We start from the raw sequence: 19,851 nt of genomic DNA on the forward strand, positions 1-19,851 counted from the left end.
ATCTATAACTGACAAGTCATAACAGAGACGTGCTATTCTATGCTAGAATAATATGTGTAAGTAGTCTATATGAAATTGCGTGACGCTTAAAATCAATAAAGGGGCTTAAAAATGGCTAAAAAACTAAAACGAATTAGTCTTGTACTACTTAGTATTATCGCTGCGATTGCATTGCTTATCGTTGGTGTGCGGGCATACAACGACCATGTGTATGGTGGCAAAGCATACAAATTTGATGCGCCGGCGTATTTTCGCGATCCGGCGAATTTATCACTCTACCCAACTAATATTGATGGAGTGGATGTGCGACGCGTTGATGACGGTGCGGCGCAGGGATTCCATCTCGTACCGCGCGAAATTAAGCATAAAGGTATAATCATCGTTTACGGCGGATCGGATGGTACACCGAATTACGCACAGGCGGTTGACTTTGCAAAGAATGGTTACGAGGTATTATCGTTGTTTATGTTTGGGCAGAAAAATCAGCCAAAAACATTGGCGCGCGTACCACTTGAGCAGTTTGAAAGGGTACTGCGTTATGTAGAAGCGCACGCTAGGAGCACATCGCCATTGACAGTGATGGGTACGTCGAAAGGCGCGGAATATGTACTTAACCTCACGTCGAAATATCCGCAAATCAATAATGCGATCTTGGCGGCACCATCAGCATATAATTTCAACGGGCTTGATTTTGAAAATTATGGTTCGTCGTGGACGTGGCAAGGTAAGGAGCTGCCGTATGTTGATATCCAAAAAACAAGTTTCGGACATTTTATTGGTGATATGATAGTTCCGATGATAGCAAAAGCGCCGGTTACATATAAAAACGCGTACCAAGCGGCGGTTGATATGGATGAGAACAATGAGAGCAAGAAGATTCCGCTCAATACCAAAGCGAACCTATTGATTATTGCGGGCAGCGATGATCAAATGTGGAACAGCGCCAGCATGGGTAAAAGCATTAAAGACCAGCGACCGCAGAATACTGATCTGGCGATATACGGTGGGGCGGGGCATGTGTTTGCGGGTAACGGTGTATTGTCAACGAAGTCAATACGCATGAACGTTGGCGGCACGACGGACGCAAATACGCGGGCAGCGCGCGAAAGCCGCAAGCTGATGTACGATAGACTGCAGATATGGCATCCGTAGCGTGAACTTTGGGCAGCGTGTAGTTCCGGCGGTTTAGTAAGTGCGCTGATGTTGGCTGCATATTTGACTCGGCGTTAAGTATCGTCAAGATGCCATGTGGTACAATAGGGCATGGATTTAGCACAAAAAATTGCCGCCTACCAGCCGAATGGCGGCGTGCGGCAGCTTGTCGCAGATACGAAACTTGTTTTATTGGTGGGAATTTCCGGCGCAGGCAAGGACACGACAAAGCAGCGGCTGTTGCAAGACTCGGAGTTTGCAGATATTGTGTCATATACGACGCGCCCGCCGCGGCGAAATGCTGGCGTGCAAGAGCGCGATGGCGTCGATTATCATTTCATTGACGAGGCGACGGCAGAAAAAATGCTTGATGCTCATGACTTTATTGAGGCGAAGTTCGTGCACGGTACAGTTTATGGCACGGGCGTAGCGGAGATTCAGGCGATTCACGATGCGGGCAGAATTGCTATTACCGATATTGATGTGCAGGGTGTGGATGAATATAAAAACCTATCGCAAACAGTTGTTGCAATTTTTTTATTACCGCCAAATTACGATGAGTGGCGCCGCCGGCTGCAGACGCGTTATGCGAGTGTTGAGGAATTTGAAGCCGAATGGCCGAAACGTTTCGCGAGCGCTATCAAAGAGTTGACGCATGCTTTGGAAGTGCCGTACTATCACTTTATTATTAACGACAATTTGGACGAAACAGTGCGTATCGCAGGTGATATCGCGCGAAAACCGGATGCATATAACCGCAAAGACGATGAAGCGCGACTAGTGGCGCGGGATCTACTTGAGGAACTGCAAGGGTTGGCACAGCCGCGCCGCGGATAGGGTTTGTTGTGACGGTTATGTAGTGCCGACGATTTAGCACTCGCCTTGCATGAGTGCTAAATATGCGTTACAATATAGCCATGACCGACCGCCAACAAGCGATTTTAGCAGCGATTATTGAACAATACGCCGAGATTGCGGCGCCCGTAGGCAGCGTTACGCTAGCGAAACTTTTTGGCGTAAGCAGTGCGACGATTCGCAGCGAAATGGCGAAACTTGAAGATATGGGATTTATTGAAGCGCCGCATACGAGCGCGGGGCGTATTCCGACCGACAAAGGTTATCGGTTTTATGTGAATGGTATCACCGAAGCGACGATGACGGAGTTGCCGAGCGGCATTGACCGCAGTGCGCGAGCGATTGAGGCTCATGTCAGTTCGCACATCAACAAGGCTGATCGGGCAATTCGTTCGGCAGTTGATAGTCTGGTGGATTTGACGGGAAATTTTGGATTTGCGACGATTGGCAGCGAGCTGTATATGAACGGTATCGCGAATTTGTTTAGCCACCCGGAGTTTCGCGAAGGCGACCATGTGCGCGCCGTTGCGACATTGATTGACAATATTGAGCCGTGGCTGAGCGAGGCACAGCCAAATGAGCCGCTCAATGTCTTTATTGGCAGCGAAAATCCGATCGGCAAATCAAGCGGCGCAACACTTATTATTAGCCGGTTCCGCTCGCCATTCAGCGATCGCAGCTACATTGGCATTATTGGTCCAACACGCCAGCATTATCGCCGTACGATGGAATTGGTCCGACGCGCCGGAACGATGTTAGAGGAGGTTTTATAGATGACAAAGCAAAAAAAAGCAGAAGAGTATGAGCAATTAATTGGTGAGTTGACGCAGGACTTGCAGCGTACGCGGGCGGATTTTGAAAATTATCGCAAGCGCATGGAAAGTGAAAAACAAGCGGCGCGCCAGGCGGGTGAAACGAAGGCGATTTTGAAGTTGCTCGCAGTAATAGATACAATTGAGCGGGCAGTGGCGAATGTACCGGCGGACTTAGCAAATAATCCATGGGCAAAAGGCATTGCGGGCATTGATAAGCAGCTCGCGAAACAGCTTGAGGCGCTCGGTGTGAAAAAAATTGCCGCTGCGCCGGGTACGATGTTTAATCCGGAATTGCACCAGGCAGTGCAATTTGACGAAGAATCTGAAGGTGACAGCGAAGTTATCGCTGAGGAAATGCAAGCTGGCTACACGTTAAATGGTGTACCAATTCGCCATGCGATGGTGCGTGTCGTACGGAAATGATGAAGTATCCAAAGACATGAATTAGCACTCTTGACATGAGAGTGCTAATTTTCTATACTGAATATATTGGCACTCACTAGCAAAGAGTGCTAAAATAGCAGTAAGACAATTTGACCTACTAATAATTTAACGAAAGGGGAATAAAATGGGTAAAATTATCGGTATTGACCTTGGCACGACCAACAGCGCGTTTGCATATTTGGTGGCGGGTAAACCGGAGGTTATCACAAATGCAGAAGGTAATCGAACAACGCCGTCGGTCGTAGCGATTAATAAAAAAGGCGAGCGCCTTGTTGGGCAGGTGGCGCAGCGCCAGCGCGTGACGAACGCAAAAAACACGATTTATGGCGTGAAGCGTCTGATTGGCCGTAAATTTAGCGATAAAGAAGTCCAAAAAGATCTAGACATCATGCCGTACAAGATTGTCAAAAAAGGTAGCGGCGTAGCGGTCGAGATGGGCGGCAAGGAATACACGCCAGAAGAAGTTTCGGCGATGATTTTGAGCAAAATTAAAGCTGATGCCGAGGCATTTCTTGGCGAAAAGGTGACCGAAGCGGTTATCACTGTGCCAGCGTACTTTGATGATTCGCAGCGCCAGGCGACGAAGGATGCCGGCAAGATCGCCGGCTTGGAAGTCAAGCGTATTATCAACGAACCGACAGCTGCGGCTTTGGCATACGGTTTGGAAAAAGGTAAGAATGATGAAACGATCGTTGTGTTTGATCTTGGTGGGGGTACCTTTGATGTTAGTGTTTTGGAGCTGGGCGACGGTGTGTTTGAAGTAAAAAGTACGAATGGCGACACGCACCTCGGCGGCGAGGACTTCGACAATGCGATCGTGAATTATTTCCTTGACGATTTCAAATCCAAAGAGGGAATTGATCTACGTAAAGATAACGCAGCGATGCAACGCCTGAAGGATGAGGCAGAAAAAGCTAAGAAAGAGTTGTCGTCGACTACGGAGTATGAAGTAAACATTCCGTTTATTACCGCCGACGCCGACGGTCCAAAACATTTTGAGCTTAGTCTGACGCGCGCGAAGCTGGAAGATCTTGTGAAAGATTTGCTTGACCGCTTGGATGGTCCGGTTGAAAAAGCGCTCAAAGATGCGAAGCTATCAAAATCAGACATTAATAATATCGTGATGGTTGGTGGCATGACGCGCATGCCGGCAGTCGTTGAGCGGGTGAAAAAACTATTTGGTAAAGACCCGATGCAAGGTGTTAATCCGGACGAGGTTGTGGCGGTTGGAGCGGCGATCCAGGGCGGCGTGCTAGCGGGCGACGTGAAAGATGTGCTGCTGCTTGACGTGACGCCGCTAAGTCTTGGCATCGAAACGATGGGCGGCGTGTCGACGAAGCTGATTGAGCGCAACACCACCGTGCCAACCAGCAAATCGGAAGTTTTCTCGACGGCAAGCGATAACCAGCCGCAAGTGGAAATCCATGTTCTGCAGGGCGAACGCGAATTTGCAAACGATAATAAAAGCTTAGGGCGCTTTATTCTAGATGGTATCGCACCGGCGCCACGCGGCGTACCACAGATTGAGGTAACGTTTAATATTGATGCGAACGGTATTTTGAATGTAACAGCGAAAGATAAAGGTACAGGCAAAGAGCAGTCTATTACTATTCAGAACTCTGGCAACATGAGTAAGGAGGATATTGAAAAAGCGCAAAAAGAAGCCGAGTTGCACGCTGACGAGGATAAGAAAAAGCGCGAAGCAATTGACGCGAAGAATCAGCTTGAGAACGCGATTTATCAGGCGAAAAAAATGCCGGACGAGTATAAAGACAAAATCTCTGACGATGACAAAAAAGCGATTGAAGACGCTGTAAAAGAAGCTGAAAAACATAAGGAGTCGGAAGATAAAGATGAGCTAGAGGTGGCTTTGAAAGCACTGAATGACGCCATTATGCCGATCGGAGCAAAGATGTATCAGCAAGCTGCTAACGACAAAAAAGCTGACGAGTCAAAATCGGACGATAAAAAATCCGATAAGGACGAACCGGTTGAGGGTGAGGTGGTTGACGAGAAAAAGTAATTTTCTACGATAAGGCTATTGAACCGTTGTTAGCACACGAAAGAATCCTTGCTCGTTAGAGTAAGGATTCTTTGCTATGATAGGGGTATGGTAAAAGCATTCCCAAATATATTACTCATTGGCGCAAGTCACGGCAACGAGCTGCTTGGTCCAAAGTTATTTAGCCACTTATTGCAGCACAGGAAAGAAGTGCTAGAGTATGTTGATATACTCATCGGTAACCCGCGGGCATTTGCAGCATGTAAACGGTATATTGAATCGGATATAAATCGGAGTTACAACACAGCACTTGATACGTATGAATCTCGGCGGGCGGATTATATAAAGAATTATATCGCGGTGAATAAACCTGATTTGGTAATTGATTTTCATACGACAACTGCAATACAGCCAAATTGTTTGATAGTCTCAACGATCAACGATAGTGAAGTACGGCGGTATATGAGAGCGAGCCATGTAAATAATGTCATCGTCGTACATCCACTGCACGATATTACAGAAGTTGCACCACACTTTATCGCCTACGAAATTCCAAATGACAATATCAATACGGCTCTACTGGATGCAATTTGTGATGATATAATGCGTTTTGTTCGCAGTGAAGTGGCAAGCAATAACAAAGTCGTCTATCAAATGCAAGGTAAAATACTGACTAACAACGATAGTGATATATTGAGCAGTAGAGATAACTTTGTCTACCGAAAAGACTTACGTTATACACCGTCATTTATCGGAGAGAAAGCATACAAAGAGGACGGAACATACATCGGGTTTACGTTGAGCGAACCGAGAGAAATTAGTTTATAGCCAAAAGCCCTTCAACTACACGCCTTTGCGTGCTGATAGAGAAGAGTATACGAGAAGTAGTGGTTTATATAACAGAAGAGTGCTATAGTGGTGCAGATATTATAAAAAGTAAGTACGCATACTAGCGGGAGCAATAAATGTATCGGACACGCAAAACTGAAAAACGCTACGCGCTGCAGCGCAAGCAGGCAAAAGCAGCGGGGATTTGCTGTGATTTTTGCGAGTTTACCTCGACGCACCCACAGGTCAAAGAGGAGTTTTCGTATTTTTGGGTTGCTCGGAATAATTTTCCCTATAGCGTATGGGATGGCTGCGATGTTGCTGATCATGTAATGATCGTGCCAAAACGCCATATCGAGGGTGTTCATGTCTTTACAGCAGCAGAGCGCCAGGAATTTATCAATATTATCGCAGCGTACGAAGTGCGCGGCTATTCGTTTTATGCTCGTCCGCCGAAAAGCGCACAGAAATCGGTTGCACATCAGCACACGCATCTAATAAAAAACTATGGTGCGCCAAAAAAAGTCCAGCTCAGTGTTGAGAAACCGTATATTATGATCGCAAAATAAAAAGAAACGGAGAATTGCGTGGTTGATTCACGCGGACGTGCTTTAATGCTGTAATATTGTATTGCAAAAAAATAATATTTGTTGTATAATTTATGTCCGTGATGAATGGCGGATTAATAAATAAGAGCAAAAAAGTTGGATTCACGATAGATGAGTCGCTGCTTGACAATCCACGTAGCAGCGCAGGTGGAGAGGTGGATGGTGATGAGTTGTATATTGTAGAAGGTGCCCGTTGTGCAACTCAAGAATATGTAGCGTCTGTTGAAGATGGATTTGAACGTTCCGATTTCGTTAAGCATGGCGAACGTGTAGCAGGGTTGTTGTCGGCGTTTGTTGGCAGCGAAGTGCCGCAGGCGGCGATTGCGTCTGCTTTTATGCATGACCTCTCAGAACGTGCGCTTAATACGAATAATCCTCGGTATAATGAAGAGCGCGCTGAAGCAGCGCGGATTACGTTGCTCAACTTCTTGACAGACCCGCGGCTCAGCGACGAGGAGACGACATATATAAGCGAGTTGCTACGCGATATGCTTCTGGTTGATGGCGCCGCTGGCGAACATCGTTGCCGTATGGCTGATCATTCAACGAATCGCGGCAAACCGCTTGATCCGCAAATACAAAAAATGCTGAAAAGTCGATACAGGGGAGGTATTCCGTCGGAAGCGTGGGCGACAATTGAACCTATGATAGATCCGGAACATATTAGCGGTTTTCTAAAACAGGTTAATTTAGAGTCGGTGTTGATAAAAGCTTGTGAGGTACTTGATAATCTTATATACCCATCGTCAGATCGAGAGTCGGCGCGATTGCAAGACTTGATGGAAGCTGAGTCGTTCTATTCTCCGCTCTGTGAAGTTTTGGGCTACGAAGCATTGGCGGCGGCACTATCAAACGAAGCAAAACGTATTCGTTTAGAAAAACAAGGAAAGATTGATTCTCTCGCTGAAGCGGAGGACTTTGTGCGTGCTATTTCTACGTTGGATACGAGCAAATTGATAGGCGCAGCGCTTGGTGCAAGTGGAGCGATGGATTACGTATCAGTTGTGGGCGTAGATTCTGCAGGTAAATTTCCTGTTTGTATGGGCGAAGTCCCAGTGGGTAATGATAATGATCTTCGTGTTAAATTTCGTATTAAAAGTGTTGGATCGCTCGCGAACAAAATTGACGGCAGTAAGAAGAGAAATGGCGACAACTACATGCCTATGGATATTCTAGGGATTACTGTTATATCAAATGATGAGGAGTCGTCGGCAATCAGCTTTGCGACGTTTTTAGCGGAAGATATTCTGAGGCGGGGAAGTGATAGTGCGTCGAGTATTATCCTAAAAGCAGCGCCAAGTAAACAAAGAGCTATCCATATTCAGGGCACAGAATCGTACGTCGAAACAGTCTGTTGTCAGCTTGACAAGCTTGGCATTGATCCTGATTTATATGCGTGTAAGATTGAGTCTGCGGATGACATTGAGCGTAGAGGCGTCAAGCGGCTCGAGGTGGCAAAAGTGACATACCTTTTACGCCAAACATTAGATGAGGACGACACGAGTGTTATATATGTGCCGACGGAAGTGCAATTTATCACGAAAGCTGAACGAGAACGCATGCGTCTTGGCGATATTGCCCACGTTATTTATAAATCCTTCAACCAGACAAACTACACGTTTGATGAACAGAAAGAAGCTCGGAGACAATTCATAGAATTAATGACAACAATATACGGCCGAAAAAGCCGGTTAAATCCAAACAGTCTTGACACGAATGGACAGTCAGACGTGCGCGGACACGAATTTACCGAGTGGTTAACGCAATAAAGAGACAATTGACTAGAGGCTTACGTATAGTGAAGATTGTCTTTATGGGCGTATCATTCTGGCGCACCGACTAGCCACAATGTTATACTAAGCACATGACACACGAGGTAGTCGTACAAACGGTAGATGAGCTGATAGCGCTTGGTGAGCGTATAGGCGCGCGACTTGCGGGCGGCGAGACGATTGAATTGGTCGGTGATATTGGCGCGGGCAAAACAATGCTGACGAAGGGGTTGGCGCGCGGCATGGGAATAGCCGAAGAGGTGCAGAGTCCGACATTTACACTGAGTCGCGTATACGATGCGCCGAACGGGCGTCGGCTGGCGCACTATGATTTTTATCGTTTGAACAACGCGGGAATTATGCAGGCGGAACTTGCCGAGGTAGTGCAGGACGCACGGACGGTGACGGTGATTGAGTGGGCGGCAGTGGTCGGCGATGTATTGCCGGACGACACTCTGCGAATCACTATCTGTGTGCAGGCCGACGACACGCGCCGGCTGGAACTTGAGGCGGGCGGTAAATGCAGTAAGCATATCGTGCAGGAGCTAATGAAATGATCATACTATGGAATAGCGCTGGCATGACGGTTGAGCTGAGCTTGGTAGACGAACAGACGGGTGAACGCCATGACTACACGTGGGCGGCAGAGCGGAACCTCGCGCGTGATATGCTGGCGTATTTGCGTGATCGCCTGAATGAGCAGGGTGCGTCGTTTAACAGCGTATCTAGGATTGGCGTGTTTCGCGGTCCGGGCAGCTTTACTGGTCTGCGTATTGGTATGACGGTGCTGAATACACTTGCAAGCGACCGCGGAGTGCCAATTGTCGGTGCAACGGGCAAAGCGTGGGCGAGCGATTGTCTCGCGCGACTTGCCCGTGGTGAAACCGACGAGATTGTCTTGCCGGAATACGGTCGTGCGGCGCGCATCACCAAGCCGCGCAAATAGTCTGCTGCGCCTGTCAAAAACATGCTACAATAGAAGAGTCTAGTTTATTACCTGACACTGACTAGTTAATTTTTTGAATGATTCTTACAATGTGACTTTCTTGCCGACTACATTCCTGCGTCGCACAAAGAGCGATTGTAAGAGAAAGGAACACTATGATAGAGGGAATTATTGCCGCAATCGTTGGTGCTGCTATTGGCGTGGGCGGTAAAGTTGCGTACGACAAGCAAGTACAAACTAAAGGTAAAGAGACCGCCGAAAAACTCGTCGCGCGCGCTGAGCGTAAAGCGAGCGACATCGTGTTGAAAGCAAAGGACGAAGCGCTCAAGATTGAGCAGGAGCGCCGCCGCGAGCTGAAAAAGACCGAGAATCGGCTGGTTGAGCGTGAAAATTCGCTTGACCGCAAATTAGACGAGCTTGATAAACGGAGCGAAAGGCTGCGTAAGCAAGAAGATGAAGTCGAAGAGCTAAAAAGTGAGATTCGCGGCATTCGTACGCGCCAGCAGGAAAAACTTGAAAAAATCGCTGGACTAAAAAAGAAAGATGCTGCCGAGAAACTTATGAAAATGACGGAGCGCGACGTTAAACATGATTTGATAAATCTAGTAGCGAAACTACAGCAAGAAGCGACGGACGATGCCGAAGAGCGCGCGCAGACAATCCTCGTTGAGACTATGGAACGTATGGCGAGCGAAGTAACAGCAGAGCGCACTGTGACAGCAGTTAAGCTGCCGGATGATGACATGAAAGGTCGCATTATTGGTAAAGAGGGGCGTAACATTCAAGCAATGCAACGTGCAACAGGTGTAGACTTCTTGGTCGATGACACGCCAGGTATGGTGGTATTGTCGAGTTTTGATCCGATTCGCCGCCAGGTGGCGCGACTTGGGCTTGAAATGCTCATGAAAGATGGGCGTATTCACCCTGGTCGGATTGAGGAAGTGTTTGCTAAGGCTGAAAAGCAGATTGACAAAGAAACAATGCGTGCCGGCGAAGATGCGGCGCGTGAGGCTGGTGTGACTGGCATTCCGCGCGATTTGCTGAAACTGCTTGGCGAGCTAAAATTCCGTACAAGTTATGGGCAAAATGTGCTGAAGCACAGTACCGAGATGGCGCAGATGGCGGGCATGATCGCGGACGAGATCGGTGCGGATGTGCGTACGGCGAAGATCGCGACGCTGTTGCATGATGTCGGTAAGGCAGTGACGCATAAAGTCGAGGGGAAGCATCATCATATCGGTGCGGATTTAGCGCGCAAGGCAGGCTTGAGCGAGGCGATTTGCCATGCAATTGAAGCGCACCATGACGATATTGAGGCGACGACGGTTGAAGCGATTGTCGTGCGGATCTGCGATGCAATTAGCGCGGCGCGTCCGGGCGCGCGTAACATTTCAGCGGAAAACTTTGCCGAGCGCATGCGCGATTTGGAAAACGTTGCAACGAGCTTTTCAGGCGTCGGCAAGGCGTATGCAATTAGTGCTGGGCGCGAAGTTCGCGTGATTGTCACACCGGAAAAAGTTGACGACCTGAGCGCGATCAAGCTAGCGCGTGATATCGCAACGAAAATCGAATCGACAATGCAATATCCGGGCACGATCAAAGTAAACGTGATCCGCGAGACGCGTGCGATTGAGTTTGCAAAATAAATAGCTTTTTACTGATCAATTTTTACCTTGCCAAGTAGCTTTGCTGTCACGACTATGCGTCCTGTGTCTGCGCCACCAAGTTCGCAGCTGTAGAGTGTTAGTTTTGCCTCGGTTGACGGCGCTTCAATTTCGGTTTGTGTTGCTTGTACGTCGAATATATTGTTAATCTCGTAACCATAGCGCTCGCCGTTGTAATCAACGATGATTTTATCGCCAACTGAGAGTTTATCTATATGGTAAAATGGTGATTTTTCGATTGTACTTTGCGGCGTTGGCTGAATGCTAAACCGGTGTGCTGCAATAACGAAGTTGCCGCCCGAGGCGGGGCTGCCATTATTTGGATACCGCCATTCGGCGCCGCGGTCTAATGCTGCCGCGCCCGATCCGTAAGGAATATTGACGCCGATTTTTGGTATGATGATTCGGTTGTCGGTGGTGCGCGGCTTCGGCAAGGCGGCAACTTCAATCGGTTTCATTGCAATAAACGGCGCAACGCTTGGTGCAGCGACGAGCGCGAGCAGATAAACTCCTGCGGCGAACATACTACCCGCCAAGCATATGAAAATTAACGGTCGCTTCCGGTTTGTTTTTTGTTTAATCGTTAACAACTCGAAATATCCTTTCGTTTATGAGTATACCATAAACGGTATTGCGAGCGCGAATGCTAAACGTCGAACGGACGTGCGAGCTGCAGACTGTTGTCGCTTTCGGCGATGCGCAATAGTTCATTATATTTTGCGATTCGGTCGGTGCGCGACAGCGAGCCGGTTTTAATTTGCCCGCAACCTAAGCCTACTGCTAAGTGGCTAATTGTTGTGTCTTCAGTTTCGCCAGAACGGTGACTCATGACGGTCTTCCAGCCGGCGTCTTGCGCCATGCTGACCGCCTGGATCGTCTCGGTGAGCGAACCGATTTGATTTGGTTTAACGAGCAGAGCGTTGGCAGCATGTTCGTCGATCGCTTTTTGTACCAACTTAGTGTTTGTAACGAGTAGATCATCACCTACGAGCTGTATGCGGTCACCGATCCTCTCGCGTAATTGTCGCCAGCCAGACCAGTCATTTTCGGCTAAACCATCCTCAATGCTAACGATCGGAAATTCGTTTACGAGTGTTTCAAGCCAGTCAATCATCTCTTCGCTTGACAATGATTTGCCCTCGCATTTCAACTCGTAGCGACCATCTTGATAAAACTCGCTTGATGCAGCATCCATTGCGAATACAACGTCGCTGCCGAGCGTATAGCCAGCGCTCGTTATTGCCTCGCTTAGTAGCGTGAGTGGTTCGCGGTTGCCGCTGCGTACACGCGGCGCATAGCCGCCCTCGTCACCGACAGTTGTCGGGTAGTCGTGGTTTTTTAAGATTTTTGCGAGCGCGTGGAAAATCTCGGTGCCCATTTTTAGTGTTTCTTCAAATGTTTTTGCTCCCTTGCAGATAATCATAAATTCTTGAATATCAGTCGCAAAAGCGGCATGTGCACCGCCGTTCATAACGTTCATCATCGGAAGCGGTAAACTTGGTGATTTGCCGGTCATGTCGGCGACGTAGCGCCAGAGCGGCTGCTTTTTTGCGTTTGCGGCAGCTTTAGCGGCGGCGAGGCTGACGCTGAGGATTGCATTTGCGCCGAGCTTGGATTTGTTGTCGGTGCCGTCGAGTGCAAGCATAATATTGTCGAGTGCTGTTTGGTCGCTTGCGTCTTTGCCGGCGAGAGCAGGCGCGATAATTTCGTTGACATTACGAACCGCTTGGTAGACGGATTTGCCACCCCAGCCGTTGTCGCCGTCGCGCAGTTCAAGTGCTTCGCCCGCGCCAGTGCTTGCACCGCTTGGTACGGCAGCGCGCCCCAGCGTGCCATCGCGTAAAACGACGTCGGCTTCAACAGTCGGATTGCCGCGTGAATCTAAAATTTGTCGTGCTGTGATAGATGAGATAGAAAAGTCTTGCATATTTTAATTATACCATGGAAACCGCTTATGTTAATGGAGATAAATAGCCTAGAGTGAAGTAATGAAACTGTGAAATTATGCTAGAATAATAGTATGATGACAACGCAAAAATCGGGAATATTAGTTATTAGCCGCCACGCTGAAAGCGAGTGGAATTTGCTTGGTAAATGGACGGGCTGGACAGACGTTAACCTTACCGAGAAGGGCTACCGTGAGGCAGTTATGTTGGGCGAACAACTGCGCGACATTACATTCAACGAAGCATATACGAGCGAGCTGAAACGTACGTGCCAGACGTGCGATGGTATTCTGGAAGGCAAAGGCGATCAAATTGATTTGCCGCGTATTATCGCAGAAGAGCTGAACGAACGCGACTACGGCGACTTAACAGGTAAAAATAAGTGGGAAGTTAAAAATGAAATCGGCGAAGAAGCGTTTAACGGTATTCGGCGCGGCTGGGACTATCCTGTGCCAGGCGGCGAAACGCTAAAAGATGTGTATGCCCGTGCAGTTCCATATTTGCAAACCGAAATCATTCCGCGATTGCAACGCGGCGAAAATATTCTGTTGGTATCGCACGGCAACACGATTCGCGCACTAATGAAATACCTCGACCAAATCTCAGACGCTGATATTGGTACAGTAGAAATGCCGTTTGGCGCGCTGCTTGTATATTGGTTTGATGACAAACACGATTTGCCGGTTGAAAAGACGGTTCGCCAAATCGACATTACGCCGCCAAAAGCGTAGCCAAATCAATTACCATAGTTTATGCTGCGGTACGCGTCCGACCTGTGCCGCGATGTATTGAATCAGCCAATATATCATCGTGCAGACAAAGCAAAACATGCCAGCTGCCCAGATAACAGGGAACGTAACTTGCCCGATCGGGCGTGCAAACAACAATAGCGCGAGCGCCAGTACAGTACACGTACATTTGAGTGCAACAATAATCTTAAATGACAAACGTTTGCGTTTAGCTTTTGGCACGTCTTTAGCGTGCGCAACGACAGGAATGATCGCATCGGCGGCGGTTTGCGTAAGCTTTGCACCCGTTTTTCCGACGTTCTTTGGCAGGCGGATGACAGCGACGACCGACACTACAACGATGACTATCGCAATGACGATTGCCAGGAAGCTGACTGCCGGCGTTGCAAATCCGAAATCGATCGGCTGGGCAGGTGTTGATTCGTGCGTTCGGCAATTAGGCGAAAGCCACCATAAATCGCCGTGGTTTGCTTTCATGATGATCGGGTACGCGAGGATCAACCCCGTCCATGCCCATTGGATAACGAGCGAAAGATATCCGAGCGTACCAAACGTGTTGGCAACGGCAAGTGCGCGCGATGTGCGTTTTGAGCGAGTCATACTTATATTGTAGCGGTTGCGCCTGGAAATGTCACGCAATCTACGCTATAATAGCCAGGGATGCCGAGATGAATTGGCAGTATAACGGGGTGTGGCGCAGTTGATAGCGCGCGCGGTTTGGGACCGTGAGGTCGCTGGTTTGAGTCCAGTCACCCCGACCAGTTTTTTATCATTAATTATGGCGCGAGTATTTACAAAAGCAGAGAATCAAGCGTGGTCGAAAACGCTACCCGGTAAAATGTGCAGCGCATGCCTTGCGATTATAAATGAAGACAACGAAGTCCTGATGGTGAAAGCTGGCTATAAAGACCACTGGACATTTCCGAGTGGTATCGTTGAAGAGGGGGAATCTCCAAAATCAGCAGCAATACGCGAAATTCTTGAAGAGACTGGTCTTATTGTTTCGGATGAGCACGTCAAGCCTCTCGCAATTATTTATACGACTGGGAAAGATGGCGACCGCGATAGGTTTAATGTTGGATTTGCGACGCAACTAAAGTATGCGAGCGGAAATATAGTTATCCCGAATGCAGAGATAGAAAAGGTTATGTGGGTAGCTTTTGATAAGGTCGCGGAATTGTCTGGCGACAAACGCAGTTATGAGGAATTTCAAAGAACGCTTTTAGAAAATAATAGTGATTTGTATGTTGAAGTATAAATAATTGCTCAGAATAGTAATTAGAGCTTCAGAGTAGGTGGCGCCTAAGGGCTTATTTACTTTCGTCCTCCCCGTGCTATGATAATGATATGAAACGAAAACTTGGGCAGTGGGCGGCGACTCACGAATGGTGGGCGCTAGGTATGATATTAACGGTATTCTCGGGGGTAGTGTTCGGGAATATGACGCGGTGGTCGGTTTGGTTTGACGAGGCGTTTAGTGCGTATTTGGCACGGTTTAATGTTGCAGAGATTGCGCATTTTACCTCGCTTGATGTTCACCCGCCGCTATACTATTGGCTATTGAAAGGCTGGACAGTTATTTTTGGTCACAGTACACTCGCGATTCGTTCTTTAAGCTTGGTGTTTGCGCTCGTCGGATTGGTTGGGCTGTATGTTGTTGTACGCTACATTACGAAGCGATCGTCGTATAGTCTGGCTGCAGTAACAGCGACAGCGCTGACGCCGGTTTTTGTGCGATTTTCGCACGAGGCGCGCATGTACACGCTAGTGTTTGCGATCGTGATGTGGGCGACATATGTGTTGCTGTGTGCGATGAAAACAAATCGCCGTTGGCTGTGGGTCTTGTATGGTGCACTGTTGGCGGTCGGTATGCTTACGCATTATTTTGTAGCGTTGGCGTGGTTAGCACATTGGGCATGGCGGTATCGCGAAGTATGTGCCGGTCGCGTGAAGAAGTTTTTCGCGCGCGAGTGGGTATGGTGCCACGTGTTGGCGGTCGGCTTGTTCGCAGTATGGCTGCCAACAGCGGTACGTCAATTTGCGACGATACAAGTTGGGTTTTGGATTCCGCCGATTACGCCACAAACACCGATTAATTATTTGACAGACATGCTATTTTACCGCGAAGTTGCGCAAATGGACGGCTGGTGGGCGATTGCGGCGTTTATCGCGTTTGCGGTCGTTGGAGTAGTGCTATATTTTGGATTGCGGCAATTTATTCGGCAATCGCGAAGAGGTGGCGCGGCACTATTTGTATCACTTGCTATTGTGCCGCCGATTTTGCTGACGCTTTTGTCGATGCCGCCACTGAGTTCGTCATTCATTGACCGCTACGTGCTATATGCGCAAATCGCGCTCGCGGTAATTATTTCAGGGTGTTTGCTTGCAGCGGCGAAAACGCATCCGGTACTCATGCGGCACTGTACAATTATCCTTATTATTGTTGCGCTCGCTGGCATCGGCAACGTGTATTATTACGGCAATTACAATAAAAATACCAATAAATCAATTCGTATATCGGAGCTTATGGCAAATATTGCCGAGGCGGGTAAGGCGGGTCAGCCTGTTGTTGCTGCGTCGCCATGGGTATATTACGAGGCGAGTTTTTATAGCAGCAATACGCACCCAGTTTATTATCCAGCGTCAACAATCAATGAAGATTATGGGTCGCTTGCTATGCTTAAAGAGGATGATACAGGAAAAATTGCCGATTTAACAGCATTTGCCAAGCAACACCGTTACGTCTGGTACGTCAACGTAACTGAAAATGAAATCGAACCTCCCGTTGCGTCATGGAGGCTCGTGAAAAAAGTTGATGCGTACGACTCGATTAACCGCAGTGTTGAGTATCGTGCCGGATTGTACGATACTAGCGCGGGATAACTGAAAACAGAAATTTGCGGCGCACCGCTGCCCATATAAGCATGATTGCGGCAACAGAAAGGATAAGATTAGCGAACCACGGTGCAGCAGCAATAAGCGGCTGCGGCGGCAGTATAAATAGATGGGCAAAATATACGATGAATGCCTCAATTGTGTAGACATACAGCGAATTTGTGCCAAGCGGTATGAGTAACCAGCCCAGGTATTTCGCGATGGTTTTTTCGTAGCGTCGCACGAGCGCGAATAATCCCCAAAAACAAATCACGCCGAATGTGAGACGCGGAATCGGCAAGCGGTCTTTGTCAAAATATTCCATATTGTACTGATTGTGCCAAGCGGCAAACGGCTCAATGTGCCAATAATTCGCGTTGAGCATGAGCAAAAAGTTGATAGTAAACCCGAGTAAGAATAGCGCGGTAATCGTGCGCGCAATTACTCGTCGCTGCCATGCATGAAGTGTGCGCCGCCACCAGCGCATGAGCGCCGGCCAATAAAATCCGATGATAAATCCAGAATAGAACACTAGCTGCCATGAAAAAGGTAGCCATGTTTCGCCGCCAGGCGTTTGCGTATAATACCACCACAGCGCGATGTTGATTATCGTGACAATATACCATTTACCACGGCGCAGTAGCCATAATATAAATGGCGCGCCCGCTAGAAATAGCGCGTAATAGCGCAAAAAATCTGCCCAGCCGTAGGTATATTGCAGTGTGATTGTTTGCCATACGACCTGCCAAAACGGCGTATCGGGCGTAGCGGCACCGTATTTAATCTCTGGGTTGTGATAGAACAGCCAAGCGACAATTGTGAATAAAAGCGTGAGAATGATTGATTCAATGTATAATTGGACGCTCCGTTTAAGCAGTAACTTTGCAGCTATCGACAATGGTTTTTTTAGCAACTTTCGTCCACGCACGATACCGAGCACAAGTCCTGAAATTGCAAAAAATCCTTCAGCGGTAGAGATGTATAGTAATCCACGTCCTGTAAAAATATCAAGACCGCTTGGATAATACGCCAAATGGTCAAGCAAGATGACAATCAAAAATAAGCCGCGCATTAGGTCGAATGTGCGGATACGCTCAATATGCGGTTCTTCAATTGATTGCGGTATGGAACGTACCATAGCTATTCATTATACTCTCTCTGATTTTTGAAAATATGCTGAAAATTTAGCGCGGGCGGCGTTGAGCAATATCTCGGGCTAACATGGCAAAACGATCTTCAATAACTGTTGGCGTGAAGTCGCCGAATTTGCGTGTAACAGCCTGTTCTATCAACCAATCGGCAATTGCTGGATTTTTTGGCAAGAGCGAACCATGTAAATATGTGCCAATAACATTGCGGTAGCGCGCGCCTTCGGTTTCATCCTGATTATTGTTACCGGCACCGCGAATCACTTGACCGAGCGGGCGAACATTTGCTCCTAGTGTTGTGAGTCCTGAGTGGTTTTCGTAGCCGACGATCAGTCCAAATTGCTCGCTTGATGTGACGATATTACCGATGAGACGTTCATCACCGCCGATAGTTTCGATATCAAGCAGCTTGATGCCGGAGATTATTTCTCCGCCTTTAGTTCTGAAAAATTTGCCAAATAGCTGATACATGCCGCAGATTACGAGCATTGGTACGCCGTCATCGGCGAGTGCACGTAAGACCGATCCGATTTTTTGTAGATCATCGCGGATTTTTAGCTGACCGGAATCTTGTCCACCGCCACCGACGACTAAGTCGACGTCTTGCGGAAATTCGTTACCAGGATTGTACTCCAGTAGTTGGACATTGTAGCCGTGCCATTCTAGCCGGCGTTTCAGTACTAGTGTGTTGCCCCAGTCGCCGTAGATATTCATATCTTTGGGGTATAGTTGCAGTAGATTAATTGATCTCATGCAATCTCCTCGACGGTTGTGTATCTTGCTAGTTCGTGCCGCAAGCGGAGCATAGCGGTGTAGGTACAGTAAATACGTTTTGGCTTATTAGGGTTTGTATCAATAAAGTGCTTCAGTGCGGCAGTAAGGTTGAGCTCGACGTGAGATACTTCAACGAGCTCGTATTGTAACCGCAACGCCATGTCGTACGCTCGTATGCCAGATAGTTCGGCAACACCCTGTGTGCGCAAACTATCAAAATCAACATCCCACAGCCAGCTCATGTCGCGCCCGTCGGCGTAATTATCGTTGACAGCGATCATCGTAGCGTAGCCGTCTGGGCTGAATGACGCGAGGCTTAGACGGAATCCTGCTGGATTTTTGACTAAAACGAGTTCGCAAGGTTGCCCACTAACCATGATCTGCTCACCGCGTCCAAATGCCGGTGTGATACGACTGAGCGAATCAAGCATCTTCTGAGTGTCTAGATCGTCACCCATAATCATACGTGTTAGGGCGATTGCGCCCGTTGCGTTCAATACGTTATAAATGCCGTGCAGTGATAATGATATAGCGTGAGTATCTCCGCTGAACGAAATTGTTGCCCGTTGCCCGTTAACCGACTCAAGTATCGTGTCGTCGTTGTCAGTATAATTTGCGGTGTGTTTGCCGTGCGCGCCACGCAGATTATCGTCAGACGGAAACAATGACTGTAGATCAGGATGTACGCCATAACTTCGAATTGGCGCAGTAACATCAATTGCGAATGCGCGGCTACCTAGGCGCGGGTCGTCGCGATTAACAACGACGCCGTTGGTAGCGTGCGCTGCAACGGTATGGAGCAATTTAGCGGTTGCGTCGATTTCACCGAAGCGGTCCAACTGGTCGCGCATGACATTAAGCAGCAGACAATAATTCGGGCTGATTGCATGCACGAAATGCACAGCGTAAGCTTCGTCAAGCTCCAATACGGCGATATCAGCATCCAAATTGCCGTATATATCGACTTCGCTTAGCAATGCTGCTGCTACGCCGCGGGTAAAGTTGCTGCCGGTTCGGTTGGTGAATACGTTTAGCCCTTGTCCTCTAAGGAGCTCAACGACCATCTTCGTCGTCGTTGTCTTGCCGTTTGTGCCGCTGATAATTGCGATACCCCGTGGTAAATGTTTGAGCGTGCGCGCTACAAAATCGGGATCAATTTTCTCGACGAACAGCCCAGGCAGCGCCGATCCGCCGCCGCGCAGACGCGCAACCTGCCGAACCGTTTTACCAAGAACGGTCGTAAGTGTGTGGCGTTTATTCATATCTTTATTGTA

20 protein-coding genes and 1 tRNA gene are annotated in these 19,851 nt (G+C 48.2%); 15 read left to right on the top strand and 6 right to left on the bottom strand.

Going from position 1 to position 19,851, the window contains the following annotated elements; all coding sequences use genetic code 11:
• The first annotated feature begins 111 nt into the window (after positions 1 to 111).
• The 11 genes from J5A52_01255 (at position 112) to rny (ending at position 11,068) form a co-directional block, all read left to right on the top strand.
• The gene (locus tag J5A52_01255) at positions 112 to 1,152 is read left to right on the top strand and encodes an acyl-CoA thioesterase (protein ID QUB37718.1); all 1,041 of its coding nucleotides are present in this window, start codon (positions 112 to 114) and stop codon (positions 1,150 to 1,152) included.
• Between the two features lie 111 nt (positions 1,153 to 1,263).
• Entirely contained in the window at positions 1,264 to 1,989 is a 726-nt protein-coding gene (locus tag J5A52_01260) for a hypothetical protein (protein QUB37719.1), read from the top strand.
• 80 nt (positions 1,990 to 2,069) lie between these two features.
• Positions 2,070 to 2,780: a transcriptional regulator gene (locus tag J5A52_01265; protein ID QUB37720.1), complete on the top strand. Its 711-nt coding sequence runs from the start codon at positions 2,070 to 2,072 to the stop codon at positions 2,778 to 2,780.
• Positions 2,781 to 3,245 carry a nucleotide exchange factor GrpE gene (locus J5A52_01270; protein QUB37721.1) on the top strand — a complete coding sequence of 155 codons (465 nt, stop codon included), beginning with the start codon at positions 2,781 to 2,783 and terminating at the stop codon, positions 3,243 to 3,245.
• Positions 3,246 to 3,390: 145 nt separating this feature from the next.
• Positions 3,391 to 5,289 (top strand): molecular chaperone DnaK, encoded by a 1,899-nt coding sequence (dnaK, locus tag J5A52_01275; protein ID QUB37722.1) that lies wholly within the window; start codon positions 3,391 to 3,393, stop codon positions 5,287 to 5,289.
• Between the two features lie 87 nt (positions 5,290 to 5,376).
• Positions 5,377 to 6,096, top strand: a complete 720-nt coding sequence (locus tag J5A52_01280; GenBank protein ID QUB37723.1) for a succinylglutamate desuccinylase/aspartoacylase family protein — start codon at positions 5,377 to 5,379, stop codon at positions 6,094 to 6,096.
• Between the two features lie 137 nt (positions 6,097 to 6,233).
• A complete protein-coding gene (locus J5A52_01285; GenBank protein QUB37724.1) occupies positions 6,234 to 6,665 on the top strand; it encodes an HIT domain-containing protein in 432 nt (143 codons plus the stop codon).
• Positions 6,666 to 6,766: 101 nt separating this feature from the next.
• Entirely contained in the window at positions 6,767 to 8,473 is a 1,707-nt protein-coding gene (locus J5A52_01290; GenBank protein ID QUB37725.1) for a hypothetical protein, read from the top strand.
• A 95-nt stretch (positions 8,474 to 8,568) separates the two neighbouring features.
• Positions 8,569 to 9,033, top strand: a complete 465-nt coding sequence (gene tsaE / locus J5A52_01295) for a tRNA (adenosine(37)-N6)-threonylcarbamoyltransferase complex ATPase subunit type 1 TsaE (GenBank protein QUB37726.1) — start codon at positions 8,569 to 8,571, stop codon at positions 9,031 to 9,033.
• On the top strand, positions 9,030 to 9,422 hold the full coding sequence (locus J5A52_01300) for a hypothetical protein (protein QUB37727.1): 393 nt from the start codon (positions 9,030 to 9,032) through the stop codon (positions 9,420 to 9,422). Before tsaE ends, J5A52_01300 begins: the two co-directional genes overlap by 4 nt.
• Before the next feature lie 155 nt (positions 9,423 to 9,577).
• Complete coding sequence (rny, locus tag J5A52_01305; GenBank protein ID QUB37728.1) at positions 9,578 to 11,068, top strand: ribonuclease Y; 1,491 nt, start codon at positions 9,578 to 9,580, stop codon at positions 11,066 to 11,068.
• An 8-nt stretch (positions 11,069 to 11,076) separates the two neighbouring features.
• Here rny and J5A52_01310 read toward each other — a convergent pair whose 3' ends face one another.
• The gene (locus tag J5A52_01310; GenBank protein ID QUB37729.1) at positions 11,077 to 11,610 is read right to left on the bottom strand and encodes a class E sortase; all 534 of its coding nucleotides are present in this window, start codon (positions 11,608 to 11,610) and stop codon (positions 11,077 to 11,079) included.
• Between the two features lie 122 nt (positions 11,611 to 11,732).
• Complete coding sequence (eno, locus tag J5A52_01315; GenBank protein ID QUB37730.1) at positions 11,733 to 13,013, bottom strand: phosphopyruvate hydratase; 1,281 nt, start codon at positions 13,011 to 13,013, stop codon at positions 11,733 to 11,735.
• Between the two features lie 93 nt (positions 13,014 to 13,106).
• On the opposite strand from eno, the gene J5A52_01320 reads away from it, so the two are divergent.
• Entirely contained in the window at positions 13,107 to 13,763 is a 657-nt protein-coding gene (locus tag J5A52_01320; GenBank protein QUB37731.1) for a 2,3-bisphosphoglycerate-dependent phosphoglycerate mutase, read from the top strand.
• Positions 13,764 to 13,772: 9 nt separating this feature from the next.
• Here the strand turns inward: J5A52_01320 and J5A52_01325 are convergent, their stop codons facing one another.
• Positions 13,773 to 14,381: a hypothetical protein gene (locus J5A52_01325; GenBank protein ID QUB37732.1), complete on the bottom strand. Its 609-nt coding sequence runs from the start codon at positions 14,379 to 14,381 to the stop codon at positions 13,773 to 13,775.
• An 85-nt stretch (positions 14,382 to 14,466) separates the two neighbouring features.
• Here J5A52_01325 and J5A52_01330 point away from each other — a divergent pair.
• The 3 genes from J5A52_01330 (at position 14,467) to J5A52_01340 (ending at position 16,664) form a co-directional block, all read left to right on the top strand.
• Positions 14,467 to 14,542: transfer RNA gene (locus J5A52_01330), tRNA-Pro, on the top strand.
• Between the two features lie 17 nt (positions 14,543 to 14,559).
• The gene (locus J5A52_01335) at positions 14,560 to 15,039 is read left to right on the top strand and encodes an NUDIX hydrolase (GenBank protein ID QUB37733.1); all 480 of its coding nucleotides are present in this window, start codon (positions 14,560 to 14,562) and stop codon (positions 15,037 to 15,039) included.
• Between the two features lie 89 nt (positions 15,040 to 15,128).
• Positions 15,129 to 16,664 (top strand): glycosyltransferase family 39 protein, encoded by a 1,536-nt coding sequence (locus J5A52_01340; GenBank protein ID QUB37734.1) that lies wholly within the window; start codon positions 15,129 to 15,131, stop codon positions 16,662 to 16,664.
• Here J5A52_01340 and opgC read toward each other — a convergent pair.
• The 3 genes from opgC to J5A52_01355 are packed head-to-tail and all read right to left on the bottom strand — an operon-like array spanning position 16,651 to position 19,839.
• Positions 16,651 to 17,793, bottom strand: coding sequence for an OpgC domain-containing protein (gene opgC, locus J5A52_01345; GenBank protein ID QUB37735.1), 1,143 nt, complete (start codon positions 17,791 to 17,793; stop codon positions 16,651 to 16,653). The two genes, J5A52_01340 and opgC, sit on opposite strands and share 14 nt — an antisense overlap.
• A 46-nt stretch (positions 17,794 to 17,839) precedes the next feature.
• Positions 17,840 to 18,556, bottom strand: coding sequence for a glutamine amidotransferase (locus tag J5A52_01350; protein QUB37736.1), 717 nt, complete (start codon positions 18,554 to 18,556; stop codon positions 17,840 to 17,842).
• On the bottom strand, positions 18,553 to 19,839 hold the full coding sequence (locus tag J5A52_01355; protein QUB37737.1) for a DUF1727 domain-containing protein: 1,287 nt from the start codon (positions 19,837 to 19,839) through the stop codon (positions 18,553 to 18,555). The genes J5A52_01350 and J5A52_01355 overlap by 4 nt, the downstream gene beginning before the upstream one ends.
• Between the last annotated feature and the right edge of the window lie 12 nt (positions 19,840 to 19,851).

The organism is TM7 phylum sp. oral taxon 349 (assembly GCA_018127705.1).
Taxonomy (GTDB): domain Bacteria; phylum Patescibacteriota; class Saccharimonadia; order Saccharimonadales; family Saccharimonadaceae; genus Saccharimonas.

Bases quoted from the DNA above. Each gene is read 5' to 3' on its own strand.
- J5A52_01325 (QUB37732.1), bottom strand. From the start codon at position 14,381: ATGACTCGCTCAAAACGCACATCGCGCGCACTTGCCGTTGCCAACACG.
- J5A52_01265 (QUB37720.1), top strand. From the start codon at position 2,070: ATGACCGACCGCCAACAAGCGATTTTAGCAGCGATTATTGAACAATAC.
- J5A52_01290 (QUB37725.1), top strand. From the start codon at position 6,767: ATGAATGGCGGATTAATAAATAAGAGCAAAAAAGTTGGATTCACGATA.
- J5A52_01255 (QUB37718.1), top strand. From the start codon at position 112: ATGGCTAAAAAACTAAAACGAATTAGTCTTGTACTACTTAGTATTATC.
- tsaE (QUB37726.1), top strand. From the start codon at position 8,569: ATGACACACGAGGTAGTCGTACAAACGGTAGATGAGCTGATAGCGCTT.
- eno (QUB37730.1), bottom strand. From the start codon at position 13,013: ATGCAAGACTTTTCTATCTCATCTATCACAGCACGACAAATTTTAGAT.
- J5A52_01320 (QUB37731.1), top strand. From the start codon at position 13,107: ATGATGACAACGCAAAAATCGGGAATATTAGTTATTAGCCGCCACGCT.
- J5A52_01300 (QUB37727.1), top strand. From the start codon at position 9,030: ATGATCATACTATGGAATAGCGCTGGCATGACGGTTGAGCTGAGCTTG.
- J5A52_01285 (QUB37724.1), top strand. From the start codon at position 6,234: ATGTATCGGACACGCAAAACTGAAAAACGCTACGCGCTGCAGCGCAAG.
- J5A52_01310 (QUB37729.1), bottom strand. From the start codon at position 11,610: ATGTTCGCCGCAGGAGTTTATCTGCTCGCGCTCGTCGCTGCACCAAGC.
- J5A52_01335 (QUB37733.1), top strand. From the start codon at position 14,560: ATGGCGCGAGTATTTACAAAAGCAGAGAATCAAGCGTGGTCGAAAACG.
- J5A52_01270 (QUB37721.1), top strand. From the start codon at position 2,781: ATGACAAAGCAAAAAAAAGCAGAAGAGTATGAGCAATTAATTGGTGAG.
- J5A52_01355 (QUB37737.1), bottom strand. From the start codon at position 19,839: ATGAATAAACGCCACACACTTACGACCGTTCTTGGTAAAACGGTTCGG.
- rny (QUB37728.1), top strand. From the start codon at position 9,578: ATGATAGAGGGAATTATTGCCGCAATCGTTGGTGCTGCTATTGGCGTG.
- J5A52_01280 (QUB37723.1), top strand. From the start codon at position 5,377: ATGGTAAAAGCATTCCCAAATATATTACTCATTGGCGCAAGTCACGGC.
- J5A52_01260 (QUB37719.1), top strand. From the start codon at position 1,264: ATGGATTTAGCACAAAAAATTGCCGCCTACCAGCCGAATGGCGGCGTG.
- opgC (QUB37735.1), bottom strand. From the start codon at position 17,793: ATGGTACGTTCCATACCGCAATCAATTGAAGAACCGCATATTGAGCGT.
- J5A52_01340 (QUB37734.1), top strand. From the start codon at position 15,129: ATGAAACGAAAACTTGGGCAGTGGGCGGCGACTCACGAATGGTGGGCG.
- J5A52_01350 (QUB37736.1), bottom strand. From the start codon at position 18,556: ATGAGATCAATTAATCTACTGCAACTATACCCCAAAGATATGAATATC.
- dnaK (QUB37722.1), top strand. From the start codon at position 3,391: ATGGGTAAAATTATCGGTATTGACCTTGGCACGACCAACAGCGCGTTT.